13 protein-coding genes and 1 tRNA gene are annotated in these 13,392 nt (G+C 61.1%); 10 read left to right on the top strand and 4 right to left on the bottom strand.

The genetic code is table 11. The annotated features are described in order from the left end of the window. Positions 1-146: 146 nt before the first annotated feature. From ACFHWW_RS27775 to ACFHWW_RS27760, 4 genes are all read right to left on the bottom strand, one after another. Positions 147-1,694: a SpoVR family protein gene (locus ACFHWW_RS27775; protein ID WP_100673974.1), complete on the bottom strand. Its 1,548-nt coding sequence runs from the start codon at positions 1,692-1,694 to the stop codon at positions 147-149. A gap of 12 nt (positions 1,695-1,706) precedes the next feature. Next, complete coding sequence (locus ACFHWW_RS27770; protein ID WP_018097853.1) at positions 1,707-3,023, bottom strand: YeaH/YhbH family protein; 1,317 nt, start codon at positions 3,021-3,023, stop codon at positions 1,707-1,709. A gap of 24 nt (positions 3,024-3,047) precedes the next feature. After that, positions 3,048-4,997, bottom strand: coding sequence for a PrkA family serine protein kinase (locus ACFHWW_RS27765; RefSeq protein ID WP_018097854.1), 1,950 nt, complete (start codon positions 4,995-4,997; stop codon positions 3,048-3,050). Between the two features lie 584 nt (positions 4,998-5,581). Then, a tRNA-Leu gene (locus tag ACFHWW_RS27760) sits at positions 5,582-5,666 on the bottom strand. A 158-nt stretch (positions 5,667-5,824) separates the two neighbouring features. On the opposite strand from ACFHWW_RS27760, the gene lipB reads away from it, so the two are divergent. From lipB to ACFHWW_RS27710, 10 genes are all read left to right on the top strand, one after another. Continuing rightward, the gene (gene lipB / locus ACFHWW_RS27755) at positions 5,825-6,583 is read left to right on the top strand and encodes a lipoyl(octanoyl) transferase LipB (protein WP_379942303.1); all 759 of its coding nucleotides are present in this window, start codon (positions 5,825-5,827) and stop codon (positions 6,581-6,583) included. A gap of 183 nt (positions 6,584-6,766) precedes the next feature. After that, a complete protein-coding gene (locus ACFHWW_RS27750; RefSeq protein WP_100673975.1) occupies positions 6,767-7,165 on the top strand; it encodes a helix-turn-helix domain-containing protein in 399 nt (132 codons plus the stop codon). 88 nt (positions 7,166-7,253) lie between these two features. Beyond that, the gene (locus ACFHWW_RS27745; RefSeq protein ID WP_275600017.1) at positions 7,254-8,381 is read left to right on the top strand and encodes an S-(hydroxymethyl)glutathione dehydrogenase/class III alcohol dehydrogenase; all 1,128 of its coding nucleotides are present in this window, start codon (positions 7,254-7,256) and stop codon (positions 8,379-8,381) included. A 75-nt stretch (positions 8,382-8,456) separates the two neighbouring features. Beyond that, the gene (locus tag ACFHWW_RS27740; protein ID WP_018099569.1) at positions 8,457-8,897 is read left to right on the top strand and encodes a YaiI/YqxD family protein; all 441 of its coding nucleotides are present in this window, start codon (positions 8,457-8,459) and stop codon (positions 8,895-8,897) included. Between the two features lie 22 nt (positions 8,898-8,919). Beyond that, positions 8,920-9,579 carry a DUF1345 domain-containing protein gene (locus tag ACFHWW_RS27735; protein ID WP_379942300.1) on the top strand — a complete coding sequence of 220 codons (660 nt, stop codon included), beginning with the start codon at positions 8,920-8,922 and terminating at the stop codon, positions 9,577-9,579. Between the two features lie 16 nt (positions 9,580-9,595). Further along, positions 9,596-10,429 carry an S-formylglutathione hydrolase gene (gene fghA / locus ACFHWW_RS27730; protein ID WP_100672254.1) on the top strand — a complete coding sequence of 278 codons (834 nt, stop codon included), beginning with the start codon at positions 9,596-9,598 and terminating at the stop codon, positions 10,427-10,429. Positions 10,430-10,462: 33 nt separating this feature from the next. Then, on the top strand, positions 10,463-10,840 hold the full coding sequence (gene crcB / locus ACFHWW_RS27725) for a fluoride efflux transporter CrcB (protein ID WP_275598065.1): 378 nt from the start codon (positions 10,463-10,465) through the stop codon (positions 10,838-10,840). A 37-nt stretch (positions 10,841-10,877) separates the two neighbouring features. Then, complete coding sequence (locus ACFHWW_RS27720; RefSeq protein ID WP_379942297.1) at positions 10,878-11,870, top strand: RluA family pseudouridine synthase; 993 nt, start codon at positions 10,878-10,880, stop codon at positions 11,868-11,870. Beyond that, positions 11,870-12,535 carry an HAD-IA family hydrolase gene (locus ACFHWW_RS27715; RefSeq protein ID WP_100672252.1) on the top strand — a complete coding sequence of 222 codons (666 nt, stop codon included), beginning with the start codon at positions 11,870-11,872 and terminating at the stop codon, positions 12,533-12,535. The genes ACFHWW_RS27720 and ACFHWW_RS27715 overlap by 1 nt, the downstream gene beginning before the upstream one ends. Then, entirely contained in the window at positions 12,528-13,313 is a 786-nt protein-coding gene (locus ACFHWW_RS27710; RefSeq protein ID WP_379942295.1) for an ATP12 family chaperone protein, read from the top strand. The genes ACFHWW_RS27715 and ACFHWW_RS27710 overlap by 8 nt, the downstream gene beginning before the upstream one ends. Positions 13,314-13,392: the final 79 nt, after the last annotated feature.

The following is a 13,392-nucleotide window of genomic DNA, read 5'->3' as shown; positions in this document are numbered from 1 at the left end:
GGAAACCATCTTGGCCAGTGGCCCTGTGCGGCCACACCGAAAGGCCGAACATATGGAAGCAAGCGATCCGATCAAAAAATCTGCAAAAAACACTTGCAAGGGAGAGCCGTCCACATAAGGGATGAGGTGAAGAGTGGCGCACGGCCTTAGTCCGACAGCTCCTCCGTCGAGCACTCGTAGAGCGTCTCGCCGCTCTCCATATCGACGCCGGCGAGGCTCACCTCGTAGCCCCAAAGACGGCGGACGTGCCGCAGAGTGGCATCGCGGCTGTTCTCCTCCAGGAGCACTCCATTCTTCACATTGTGCTGCAATCGCAGGTGCCGGTCGCCCAACAAATCGACATCCATCACCTGGATGTCCGGCTGGCTGCTTCCGATGTCGTAGCTGCGGGCGAGAGCGCCGCGAATCGTTTCGTAGCCGCGCTCGTTATGGATGGATGCCACCTCGCAGAAATTGTCGTCCGCCTCGTCCGTCAGCAGGAACAGACGAAACTTGCGGATCAGCGCAGGACTGAGGAATTGCAGGATGAAGGACTCATCACGGTGGTTCGCCCAGGCATCGAGAAGCGTCTCGCGCCAATTGCCGGTGCCGGCGATTTCGGGAAACCAATCGCGATCCTCCGCCGTCGGCTCGACGCAGATGCGTTCGATGTCCTGCATCATGGCAAATCCCAACGCATAGGGGTTGATCCCCGGAAAGCGGGGATCGTCGAAGCCCGGCTGGAAAACGACATTGGTATGACTCTGGAGAATCTCCAGCATCGCGCCTTCGCTTATTTTGCCCTGGTCGAAAAGGCTGTTCATGATGGTGTAGTGGACGAAAGTGGCGCATCCCTCGTTCATGACCTTCGTCTGTCGCTGCGGATAGAAGTACTGCGCGATCACGCGAACGATTCGCAGTATCTCCCGCTGCCAGGGCTCAAGGATGAGGCTGGTCTTCTCCAGGAAATAGAGCAGGTTCTCTTCCGGGAGGTTCAGCGATTTTTTCCGCTCGGAGAGCTCCCGTTCCAATTGCGTGGGATCGTTGTTCTCTCCCGCGGGCGGAAGCGTTCTCCACAGGTCGCTAAAGGTCTGCTCTTCATATTCCAGCCTCTCGCGCATCCGCTCCTGCTCTTTTTCGGTCGACAGGCGCGGGGGCCGTCTGTAGCGGAACACGCCCTGCTCCATGAGTGCATGGGCAGAGTCGAGGATCGCCTCGACCGCCGTCGTTCCGTGCCGTTCTTCGCATTTGCTGATGTATTTCTTCGCGAAGTCCATATAGCTGAGGATTGCGCTGGCGTCGGTCCACTGCCGGAAGAGGTAATTGTTCTTGAAAAAATGATTGTGGCCGAAGGCTGCATGTGCGGTCACCAGGGCCTGCATGGCCATGGTGTTCTCCTCCATCAAGTAGGTGATGCAGGGATTGGAGTTGATCACCAGCTCGTAAGCGAGGCCGCGCCGGCCCCTGCGATAGAGATGATCCTCGAAAACGAAGCGCTTCCCGAAAGACCAATGCTGGTACATGAGCGGCATGCCCACCGACGAGTAGGCATCCAGCATCTGCTCGGAGGAGATGATCTCGAGCTGATTGGGGTATACGTCGAGACCGAGATCGCCGAGCGCGATCTCCTCGATGGCATCGTAGGTGCGCGCCAGCGTCTCGAAATTCCAGTCGGAACTGTGGAACAGAAGGTTTGAGGCGGCGCCCTTTGACATCCCGGTCCCTTTTCACTTGCGCAATTGCATTTCCGGCTGCTTGCCGAAGAGTTTTCGGAAGACGGGGTAGATATCCGCCGGTTTCGCGATGCGGGTCATCTGAAAATTCGGCCATTCGCCGTCGACGGTGCGATAGGCCCGCCAGAGCGAAGTCCCGTTATCGGTAGTGCCGAAAATCTCCGTCTCTCGCTCATCGATAATCTCGACATAGGCGTAGTATTGGCAAAGTCCCATCAGTTCGTCGTGAAGAAGGGAAGCGCAGCGTTCGGAGTCGCCTGAGATATTCTCGCCGTCCGACGCCTGCGCGGCATAGATGTTCCATTCATGGGCAGGATAGCGCTCCCGGATGACGCGCAGCATCTCCTCCAGCGCGGTGGAAACGACCGTGCCGCCGCTCTGCTTGCTGTAGAAGAAGGTATTCTCGTCGACCTCGCCGGCCTCGTCGGTGTGCCGGATGAACACGATGTCGATCCGCTCGTAGCGCCGCTTGAGGAAGAGGTGCAGCAGCACGAAAAAACGCTTGGCGAGGTCCTTCTCCCGCTCCCCCATCGAAGCGGAGACATCCATGAGGCAGAACATGACCGCACTCGCATTGGGCAGCGGCTGCGGCTCGAACCGATTGAAGCGAATATCCACGGGATCGACATAGGGAATACGCCGGCGCCGGCGCTCGAGACCGTCGAGCTTCTGGCGCAGTTCCTCCAGGCGCTGCCGGTGCTTGATGCGTCCGCGCGGCTCCGTCTCCAGCCCGGCGATCTCGTCGGCAATCGCCTCGATTTCCCGGCGCGACGGCCGCCGCAATGCGATGCGGCGTCCGTAGCTGTTGCGCATGGTGCGGCCGACATTGATGTTCGTCGGGGAGCCGCTTGCGCTGAAGCCGGCCCGCCGTCGCTTGAAGGTAACCGATTCCTTCAGATTGAGCTTTACCATGTCGGGGAGTTCGAGGTCCTCGAAGAAGAGATCGAGCACCTCCTCGCGCGAAAGGACGAACTGAAACTCGTCTTCGCTCTGACCGGTGCCGGCTCCCGCATTGCCCGCACCGCCACCTGACCCCCTTTTGGGGATACGGTCTCCCGCCGCGAACTCCCGGTTGCCCGGCAGGACGTGGCGTCGCTCGCCGCTGTTGGAGTCCGGCTGGAAAGCCGGCTCGTTGACGCCGCGGGCGGGCATGGACACGTTCTGTTCGGCATCGACATCCGCGATCTTGCCCGACTTGACCCGCTCTTTGATGGTGCGCTTCAGTTCCTCTCGTGCCCGTTTCAGGAAGCGTTGCCTGTTACCGAGACTCTTATCCTTCGGATTGAGGCGACGGTCGATGAAATTCGGCATTAGCTAACCCCCGCATCCGCAGCCTCAACCCGCCTTGTTTACACGCATGTACCAGTCCACGAGACGCCGCACCTGCCGTTCGGTGTACCCACGCTCCTTCATGCGCTGTACGAATTCGACATGCTGCTTCTCTGTGGAGCTGTCCTTCTTCGACCCGAAGCTGATGACCGGCAACAGGTCTTCGACCTGACCGAACATGCGCTTCTCGATGACCTCGCGAAGTTTTTCATAGCTCGTCCAGGACGGGTTCTTGCCATGGTTCTTGGCCCGCGCCCGCAAGGTGAACTTGACCACCTCATTGCGGAAGTCCTTCGGATTGGCGATGCCCGCCGGTTTTTCGATCTGAGACAGCTCGCTGTCGAGGATCTTGCGGTTGAGGATCTGCCCCGTATCGGGATCCTTGAAGTCCTGGTCCTCGAGCCAGGCATCGGCATAGGCGATATAGCGGTCGAACAGGTTCTGGCCGTATTCGCTGTAGGACTCGAGATAGGCCTTCTGGATCTCGTGACCGATGAATTCCGCATAACGCGTGGCGAGTTCCGACTTGATGAAGTCGAGATAGGCTGCCTCCGTTTCCTTCGCAAACTGCTCGCGCTTGATGGCCTGCTCCAGGATGTACATCAGATGTACGGGATCGGCCGCGACCTCCTTCGTGTCGTAATTGAAGGCCTCGGACAGGACCTTGAAGGCAAAGCGCGTGCTGACGCCCGTCATGCCCTCATCGACGCCGGCAGCGTCCCGATACTCCTGCACCGATCGTGCCTTCGGGTCGACATCCTTGAGGTTCTCGCCGTCATAGACGCGCATCTTGGTGTAGAGAGACGAGTTCTCGTGAGGAACGAGCCGGGTGGATACCGTGAAACGGCTCAGTATCTCCAACACCTCGGGTGCGCAGGGATTGCTGACCAGTTCGCTCTCGCGAAGAAGCTTTTCGTAGATCTGCTTCTCCTCGGTGACGCGCAGGCAATAGGGCACCTTGACCACCAGGATGCGGTCCAGGAACGCCTCGTTGTTGCGGTTGTTCTTGAACTGCAGCCATTCCGATTCGTTGGAGTGGGCCAGAATGGTGCCCTGAAACGGGAATGCGCCGAAGTTTTCCGTACCGTTGTAGCTGCCTTCCTGGGTCGCCGTCAGAAGAGGATGCAGGACCTTGATCGGCGCCTTGAACATTTCGACGAATTCGAGCAGCCCCTGCGTCGTGCGGTTCAGGCCGCCGCTGTAGGAGTAGGCATCCGGGTCGGCCTGGCTGTAGTTCTCGAGCTGGCGGATATCGACCTTGCCGACAAGCGAGGAGACATCCTGATTGTTCTCGTCGCCCGGCTCGGTCTTGGCGATGCCGATCTGACGCAGACGCGACGGCATCAGCTTGACGACGCTGAACTTGGATATGTCGCCACCGACCTCGTCCAGCCGCTTGGCGGCCCAGGGAGAGATCAGGCCTGTCAGCCTCCTACGGGCGATGCCGTATTTGTCTTCCAGGAGATCGGCCATCCGTTCGGGATGGAACAGGCCGAGCGGCGATTCGAAAACCGGGCTGATCTTGCCGTCGACCATCAGGGTGTAGATCGGTCGCAGCTCCATCAGCTTCTTCAATCTTTCGGCGAGCGAAGACTTGCCGCCGCCGACCGGCCCCAGAAGATAAAGGATCTGCTTGCGCTCCTCGAGACCCTGCGCGGCATAGCGGAAGTAGCCGACGATCCGCTCGATCGTGTCTTCCATGCCGAAGAAGTCGGAGAAGGCCGGGTAGATTTTGATGGTTCGGTTTGCGAAGATCCGACCTAAACGCTCGTCAGCGCTGGTATCGACGAGAATCGGGTCTCCAATTGCGTCCACCATTCGTTCCTGAGCGGTGGCGTACATGCTTTTGTCATCGCGACATGCGAGGAGATATTCCTGTAGACTTATCTCTTCTTGCGCTGCACTCGTATAAATCTCCGAAAAGAGATCGAAGACGTCAGATTCACTCCTTTGCATCGTGCTCTCCCGCGGCGGGCCGCTTGGTTGAAACGGGCTCGCTGCCTTTCGGCATCTGCTTCAGGTGAACGGTTTTCCTAGCTTCAAAGTTCCTTCACGTAACCGACACTGAAACGGATACCGAAGCAGCAGCCAGCGACGAACATCCGCATATCAGTTCGGGACCGACCGATCGGCGCCTCATCAACGTTATGAGGCGCACTCCGCAAGACTCGTCGCTCTGTCACCCCATCATGCCGGCGCTTCTCGCGAATCCGTCATGACAAGCGAATCATAACTTGTCCCTGCTCATTCGCCGACTTTTTTTTTGCGATTCCACGAATTTAGCCATCAACAACATCGTGTAGAACGGTGATTTCGTGATCGGGCACCGCCATGTCGATGTCGTGGCGGGCGCTCCGCATCGGCACGGAGCAGAGACCTGGACGACGCTGTGGCCCGAGGCATGACGCCGAGCTGTTTTGCGCCGTAAATCCGAGAATAGTCCTCGCGTCCTATCGCGTCCAGCAACAACGTTGTGAAAGAGGATTAAAAATAAAAAAACCCACGGAACCATTTGGTTACGAGGGCTTCTTCATCTTAGATGGTGCGGTCGAGAAGACTCGAACTTCCACGGGTTGCCCCACAGCGACCTCAACGCTGCGCGTCTACCAATTCCGCCACGACCGCATCGTGGTAGGTGCCGATTGCGTCGGCGGGGCTGCATGTAGCAAAAGGATTCCGGGTGCACAAGTGCGTGACGACAGAAATTTGACGAGAAACAAAACTATTTCGATCGGCTCCCCGCGAACCACTGGAAACGCTGGACTCTTGCCGTCGGCGACCCCATGTACAGGCCGGAAAAAATCAGTATTCGCAAGGTTCCTATGCAACGCGAAGATCTTATCCAGAGCATGTTCGCTCCGCCGGATGCACCGCCGGTGCGGTGGCGCATTGCGCCTTCCCTCGTGGAATATCCAGAAGCCGTCGAGACGATGGAGCGCGAAGCCGCCGCGATCGCGGACGGCACCGCCGACGAGCTGGTCTGGCTGGTCGAGCACCCGCCGCTGTTCACCGCGGGAACCAGCGCCAACGCCGCCGACCTCGTGATGCCGGATATGCTCCCGGTTTTTGCCACCGGAAGAGGCGGCGAATACACCTATCACGGTCCCGGGCAGCGGGTGGTCTACGTCATGCTCGACTTGAAGCGCAGACGCCAGGACGTCCGCGGATTTGTCGCCGCACTCGAGAGCGTCATCATCGCCACGCTCGATTCCATGAACGTCAAGGGCGAACGCCGTGAAGATCGTGTCGGCGTCTGGGTGTGCCGCCCGGAAAAGCCGCCGCTCATGGACGGCACGATGGCGGAGGACAAGATAGCGGCAATCGGCATTCGCTTGCGCAAATGGGTGAGCTTTCACGGATTGTCGTTGAACGTCGATCCGGACCTCGAGCATTTCGGGGGCATCGTGCCTTGCGGCATTCGCGGCTATGGTGTCACCAGCCTCGTCGATCTCGGTCTGCCCGTCATGATGGCCGATGTCGATATCAGGCTGAGGGAGGCCTTCGAAAGGGTCTTCGGCCCGACCCGCATCGAGAACGAATAGCAGGGTCCCACGGCACGTTGCTCCGTTCGGAAACGTCGGCAAAGCCGCTTTTAGCCGTCTTTTTGCCGCTTCACATTGCCCCATCCGCAAGGAAAAGCCTATAAGCTCCCCTCACCTTCGCCCCACCGCGGGCAGTCAGGGTGCCTCGGCACCCGACAACGACAACAGGCGAAAGGAGCTACCATGCTGTTATCAACCGAGAATGCGATTGCACGTCTGCGTGAGACAGGAGACGGCGATACGCTGGGCGGTCGTATCTGGAGAGCGCGTGACGCGACGGGACTCTCTACGAAGGAGCTTGCCAGCAAGCTCGGTGTCCGCAGCGACACCATTTCCTCCTGGGAGCGCGATCGCGCCGAGCCACGGGCCAATCGCCTGTTCATGCTGGCCGGCGTGCTTGGCGTGACGCCCGCCTGGCTGATGGCCGGTATCGGACGCGCACCGGATGATAACGCCGGAGATGCTTCGGGGGACGAACTTCGCAAGCAGCTGGATCTCGTAAAGAAGCTGCACGATCAAACCGCCGAGGCCATTTCGGCACTCGAGATGGAATTCGACCGCCTGAACCAGGACGTTCGGTGATCGGACAGGATTTTCCTCTTGCCGGTGGCGACCGGCGCGATATGACGGTCGCCCCGCCTCGTTGTTCTTAGTTTGATGGAGTAGAGAAATGGACGTACGCGCCGCAGTGGCCCTGGAAGCCGGCAAGCCGCTGGAGGTCATGACCGTGCAGCTCGAAGGCCCTCGGGCCGGCGAGGTGCTGGTCGAGGTGAAGGCGACCGGCATCTGCCATACCGACGATTTCACGCTGTCGGGGGCCGATCCGGAGGGGCTGTTCCCGGCGATTCTCGGTCATGAGGGCGCCGGCATCGTCGTCGATGTCGGCCCGGGCGTCACCTCGGTGAAGAAGGGCGACCACGTCATCCCGCTCTATACGCCGGAATGCCGCTCCTGCCCCTCCTGCCTCAGCCGCAAGACCAATCTCTGCACCGCCATCCGCGCCACCCAGGGGCAAGGGCTGATGCCGGACGGCAGCTCGCGGTTCTCGATCAACGGCGACAAGGTCCACCACTATATGGGCTGCTCGACCTTTTCGAACTTCACCGTGCTGCCGGAGATCGCCCTCGCCAAGGTCAATCCGGACGCCCCCTTCGACAAGATCTGCTATATCGGCTGCGGCGTCACCACCGGCATCGGCGCGGTGATCAACACCGCCAAGGTCGAGATCGGCGCCACCGCCATCGTCTTCGGTCTCGGCGGCATCGGGCTCAACGTCATCCAGGGGCTTCGCCTTGCCGGCGCCGACATGATCATCGGCGTCGACCTCAACAACGACAAGAAGCCCTGGGGCGAAAAGTTCGGCATGACCCACTTCGTCAATCCGAAGGAGGTCGGCGACGACATCGTGCCCTATCTCGTCAACCTGACGAAGCGCGGTGCCGACCAGATCGGCGGCGCCGACTACACCTTCGACTGCACCGGCAACACCAAGGTCATGCGCCAGGCGCTCGAAGCCTCGCATCGCGGCTGGGGCAAGTCGGTGATCATCGGCGTCGCCGGCGCCGGCCAGGAGATCGCCACCAGGCCGTTCCAGCTCGTCACCGGCCGCACCTGGATGGGCACCGCCTTCGGCGGCGCGCGCGGGCGCACCGACGTGCCGAAGATCGTCGACTGGTACATGGAGGGCAAGATCGAGATCGATCCGATGATCACCCACACCATGCCGCTTGAGGACATCAACAAGGGGTTCGAGCTCATGCATTCCGGCGAGAGCATTCGCTCTGTCGTTGTCTACTGAGTTCGCAATCTCATTCAGGAAAGCGCCGGAGGCCACTGAATCCGGCGCTTTTTTGCCTGCCGGAAGCTATCCCCGATGATCTATGTCGATGCCGATGCGTGCCCGGTAAAGCCGGAAATCCTGAAGGTGGCCGAGCGCCATGGCCTGGAGGTGACTTTCGTCGCCAATTCCGGCCTGCGCCCCTCGCGCGATCCGATGGTTCGCAACGTCATCGTATCGGCCGGTTTCGACGCAGCGGATGATTGGATCGCCGAACGCGCCAGGGACGGCGACATCGTCGTCACTGCCGACGTGCCGCTTGCCGTGCGCTGTGTCGGCGCCGGAGCGCTCGTCACCGGGCCGACCGGGCGTGTCTTCGACGAGACCAACATCGGCATGGCATCCGCGATGCGCGATCTCTCGGCCCATCTCAGGGAGACCGGGGAAAGCAAAGGCTATAACGCCGCCCTCACCTCCCGCGACCGCTCCGCTTTTCTCGAAACGCTTGACCGACTCTGCCGACGGGTAAAAAGGTAGAACCGGCGAACGGAGGCGGCGAATGGATCGGAAGACAGGCCTGCGGCACTGGCCGTTCTATCTCGCCCTGACGGGCGGGTTGGTCAGCCTGCCCATCGGTTTTGCATTATTCCGCGCAGAAGCAATCGAGGTCGCGGCCATCCTCTTTTTCCTTATCTATCTGTCGATCACGGCTTTGCGGCTTCCCAAACTTACCGGCAGTTATCTCCAGGCCAATGCGCGCGACACGGGTGAGCCGGAGCCAATCATCTTCCTGGTGACGCTCGTTGCCGCGGCGACGTCGCTGGTGGCTCTGTTCCTCGCGCTGAACCGCGCCGGGGGCGGCGGCGCGGTGGGGCTGTCCATCGCCTTCGCAGCGGTTGCGCTCGGCTGGGCGACGATCCACACCATGGCGGCGCTGCATTATGCTCATCTTTATTGGCTTGCCGACCGCAATGATCCCGCCAGCAATCCCGCAGCGCGCGGTCTTGCGTTCCCGGAGACCGACAGTCCCGGCGGATACGATTTCCTCTATTTCGCCTTCGTCATCGGGATGACGGCGCAGACGTCGGATGTCGCCATCACGACAACGGCGATGCGCCGCGTGAACCTGATGCACGCTATCGTCTCGTTCTTCTTCAACACGGTGCTCGTCGCCGCCGCCGTCAATGCCGCGGTTCAGCTTGCGGGCGCCACCCCATGAAATTCAGGAGCAAAGAATGAAAGTAATCTCGCAGAACACGGCCTTCGGCGGCATGCAGGGCGTCTACGCTCATGATTCCACGGCCTGCAAAGGCGAAATGACCTTCGCCGTCTTTGTACCGCCGCAGGCGATCACGGAGCCTCGCCCCGTTCTCTGGTATCTCTCCGGCCTCACCTGCACCCACGCCAATGTCATGGAGAAAGGCGAGTACCGGCGCATGGCCTCGGAGCTGGGGCTCATCATCGTCTGCCCGGATACGAGCCCAAGAGGGGCGGATGTTCCCGATGAACTCACCAACTGGCAGATGGGCAAGGGCGCCGGCTTCTATCTCGATGCGACGGAGAAGCCCTGGGACGAGCACTATCGGATGTACAGCTACATCACAGAAGAACTCCCGGCCCTGGTCGGTCAGCATTTCCGCGTGGATATGAGCCGCCAGGGTATCTTCGGCCACTCGATGGGCGGGCATGGCGCAATGACCGTCGCTCTCAAGGACCCTGAGCGTTTCAAGAGTTGCTCCGCTTTCGCGCCGATCGTCGCGCCGTCTTCCGCCGATTGGTCGGTCGGTGCCTTCGAGAAGTATCTCGGTCCCGACAAGACCGCCTGGCGGAAATACGATGCCTGCGCCCTCGTCGAGGACGGGGCCCGCTTCCCGGAATTCCTGATCGACCAGGGCAAGGCGGATAGCTTCCTCGAAAACGGTCTGCGCCCCTGGCTGTTCGAAGAAGCCGTCAAAGGAACGGGCATCGGGCTTACGCTCCGGATGCATGAGCGTTACGACCATTCCTATTATTTCATCTCGACCTTCATGGACGACCATCTCAGGTGGCACGCCGAGAGACTCGGCTGACAGGATGCAGCCTTCTCGGATCGGAACGATTTGATGAACCATATCCTCCTCGTCGGTGCCGGCGGCGCCCTTGGCTCCGTCCTGCGCTACCTCGTCGGCCTCTGGATGCTGCAGCGCGCCGGACCCGTCTTTCCCTGGGGGACGCTGTTCGTGAACGTTACGGGTTCCTTTCTGATCGGTTTTCTGGCGCAGTTCATCATGCATAAGATGGGAGCCTCGCCGGAAATACGCGTGTTCCTGATCACCGGCGTGCTGGGGGGCTACACGACGTTCTCGGCCTTTTCGCTCGACGCGATCACCCTTCTGGAACACGGGCAGACGATGAGTGGCCTCGCCTATATCGCGGCGAGCGTCGGTCTTTCGATACTTGCCGTGTTCGCCGGGCTGGCCCTGATGCGCGCAATGGTCTAAAGCCAGCCTTTAAAGAAAAGAAGGCGGATTTCTGCAAATGGCGGGCATAGAACACAGGCAGGTTGACAGCGACGAAGCGGGAATGCGTCTCGACCGCTGGTTCAAGGTGCATTTCCCCGGACTGGGCTTCGGTCCGCTGCAGAAGCTGCTGCGTTCCGGACAGATCCGCGTGGACGGGGCGCGGGCAAAATCCGACACGCGCATACAACCCGGCCAGACGATCCGCATTCCGCCGCTCGGCGTCGATCCCAAGGAAGCGAAATCCGGCCCGATCGGCGGCCGGGACCTGCGTCAATCGCCGGACGGAGAGCTTCTGTCGCGCATGGTGCTGCATGAGGATGCCAAGGTCATCGTGCTCAACAAACCGGCCGGCCTTGCCGTTCAGGGCGGCTGGGGCGTCAACCGGCATATAGACAAAATGCTCGAGGCCTGGACCAGCCAGAAGGGCGAAAAGCCGCGCCTCGTCCATCGTCTCGACCGTGATACCTCGGGCGTACTTGTCGTCGCCCGCACGCGTGGGGCTGCGCAACAGCTGACCGCGGCATTTCGCGAGCGCGACACCAAGAAGACATATTGGGCCCTGGTCAGGGGCGTGCCGCGCAAGCGGGAAGACAAGATTTCCACCTGGCTCGTAAAGGAGCCCACGCCCGATGGCGACCGTGTCCGGATTGCCAAGCACGGCGAGAATGGCGCCGACCACGCCATCTCCTATTACCGGATCGTCGAACAAGCCGGGCAGAACCTCGCCTGGCTGGAAATGGAACCCTATACCGGCCGCACGCACCAGCTGCGCGTCCACGCCGCCCATATCGGCCATCCGATCATCGGCGATCCGAAATACTTCGAAGCGGACGTCAACTGGACCTTCCCCGGCGGCATGCAGAACCGGCTGCACCTTCATGCGCGGCACATAGATATTCCGCATCCGAACGGCGGGCGGCTGAAGATCACCGCTCCCCTGCCCCAACACATGGTGCAGAGCTGGAATCTGCTCGGCTTCGACGAAAACGCCGCCGGCGAGGAAGAGTGATGAAGCTCGTCCTTTTCGATTGCGACGGAACGCTCGTCGACAGCGCGGGACTGATCCATGAGGTGATGGCCCGCACCTTCGAGGCCTTCGATCTGGATCGCCCGACAGCGGACGCGACCAAGGCGATCATCGGCCTCACTCTCGATATCGCCATTGCCCGGCTCATGGGGCAGGAACACGTCGACGACCGGGCGACCGCAATGACGGCGCATTACAAATCTATATTCGCCTCGGTACGAGGCGAACCCGGCTGCAGCGAAGCGCTGTTTCCGGGCATTGCGGAGATGATGCAGACTCTGGCCGGACGCGACGAACTCCTGATCGGTGCCGTCACCGGCAAATCGAGGCGAGGTCTGACGCATATCGCGGCGATGCATGGATTCGACAAGATTTTCTTCGTCTCCCGCACGGCGGACGACTGCCCCTCGAAGCCGCATCCCGCCATGGTGACGGAGTGCTGCGCGGAGGCCGGAGTCGATCCCCGCGACACGATCGTGATCGGAGACGCGATCTATGACATGCAGATGGCGAAGGCCGCCGGCACCGATGCCCTGGGCGTCGCCTGGGGTTACGCCAGTGTCCCGGAGCTGATGGCATCCGGTGCGGATCACATCGCCCGCGTTCCGGCAGACATAATCGAATGGATGGACCACAGCCATGCCTGATATTCGCGACGAACTGAGTGGTGCGCTGAGCCACGAGGATCCTGTGCGCCGGGCCCAGATCCAGATGCAGAAACCGCTGCCGAAACGCTTCTACAAGCAGGCGAGCGCCGCACCGGCGGATGACGGCGGATACGCCGTGCTTCTCGACGGAAGGTCAGTGCGCACACCGGCCAAACGGGCGCTCACCGTACCCACCGAAAAGCTCGCAGGGCTGCTGGCAGCCGAGTGGGACGCCCAGACCGAAATCATCGATCCCTCGGCGATGCCGCTCACGCGGATCGTCAACACCGCGATCGACGGAGCTGCGCTCGACGATCGTGCGGTCTTCGACGATATCGTCCGTTTTGTCGGCAGCGATCTTCTCTGCTATCGGGCCGACAGCCCGAAAGAACTCGTCGCTCGGCAGAACGAGCACTGGAATCCGATAATCGACTGGGCCGCCCGGACGCTCGGCGCCCGGTTCATTCTCGTGGAAGGCGTGATCCATCAGGAACAACCGGCGGAGGCGGTCTCGGCCTTTGCCGAGAGCCTGCGCGGGTTTGCGACACCGCTCGGCCTCGCCTGCCTGCACACCGTCACCAGCCTGACCGGATCCGCCCTGCTCGCTCTTGCCCTCGCCATGGGCAGGCTCTCCGCCGAACAGGCATGGGCTGCCGCTCATGTCGACGAGGATTGGCAGATCGAACAGTGGGGAACAGACGAAGAGGCATTTAGACGGCGCGAAAACCGCTGGCGGGAAATGCTGGCTGCCGCGGTCGTACTCGACGCGCTGAAGTGACGTGAAGGGTCACTTGCTCCTCATCCCCCTGCCGGGGCGCCGCGAGTCTCTTCGCCCCGCTGGCGCGAAGAGGGTGGCC

The sequence above is a fragment of the Sinorhizobium sp. P24N7 genome, assembly GCF_042436655.1.
Lineage (GTDB): Bacteria > Pseudomonadota > Alphaproteobacteria > Rhizobiales > Rhizobiaceae > Sinorhizobium > Sinorhizobium meliloti_A.
This window is presented reverse-complemented; position numbering and strand designations above follow the sequence as displayed.

Coding starts and splice junctions, on each gene's coding strand:
- ACFHWW_RS27775 (WP_100673974.1), bottom strand. CDS start 1,694: ATGTCAAAGGGCGCCGCCTCAAACCTTCTGTTCCACAGTTCCGACTGG.
- ACFHWW_RS27770 (WP_018097853.1), bottom strand. CDS start 3,023: ATGCCGAATTTCATCGACCGTCGCCTCAATCCGAAGGATAAGAGTCTC.
- ACFHWW_RS27765 (WP_018097854.1), bottom strand. CDS start 4,997: ATGCAAAGGAGTGAATCTGACGTCTTCGATCTCTTTTCGGAGATTTAT.
- lipB (WP_379942303.1), top strand. CDS start 5,825: ATGTACAGGCCGGAAAAAATCAGTATTCGCAAGGTTCCTATGCAACGC.
- ACFHWW_RS27750 (WP_100673975.1), top strand. CDS start 6,767: ATGCTGTTATCAACCGAGAATGCGATTGCACGTCTGCGTGAGACAGGA.
- ACFHWW_RS27745 (WP_275600017.1), top strand. CDS start 7,254: ATGGACGTACGCGCCGCAGTGGCCCTGGAAGCCGGCAAGCCGCTGGAG.
- ACFHWW_RS27740 (WP_018099569.1), top strand. CDS start 8,457: ATGATCTATGTCGATGCCGATGCGTGCCCGGTAAAGCCGGAAATCCTG.
- ACFHWW_RS27735 (WP_379942300.1), top strand. CDS start 8,920: ATGGATCGGAAGACAGGCCTGCGGCACTGGCCGTTCTATCTCGCCCTG.
- fghA (WP_100672254.1), top strand. CDS start 9,596: ATGAAAGTAATCTCGCAGAACACGGCCTTCGGCGGCATGCAGGGCGTC.
- crcB (WP_275598065.1), top strand. CDS start 10,463: ATGAACCATATCCTCCTCGTCGGTGCCGGCGGCGCCCTTGGCTCCGTC.
- ACFHWW_RS27720 (WP_379942297.1), top strand. CDS start 10,878: ATGGCGGGCATAGAACACAGGCAGGTTGACAGCGACGAAGCGGGAATG.
- ACFHWW_RS27715 (WP_100672252.1), top strand. CDS start 11,870: ATGAAGCTCGTCCTTTTCGATTGCGACGGAACGCTCGTCGACAGCGCG.
- ACFHWW_RS27710 (WP_379942295.1), top strand. CDS start 12,528: ATGCCTGATATTCGCGACGAACTGAGTGGTGCGCTGAGCCACGAGGAT.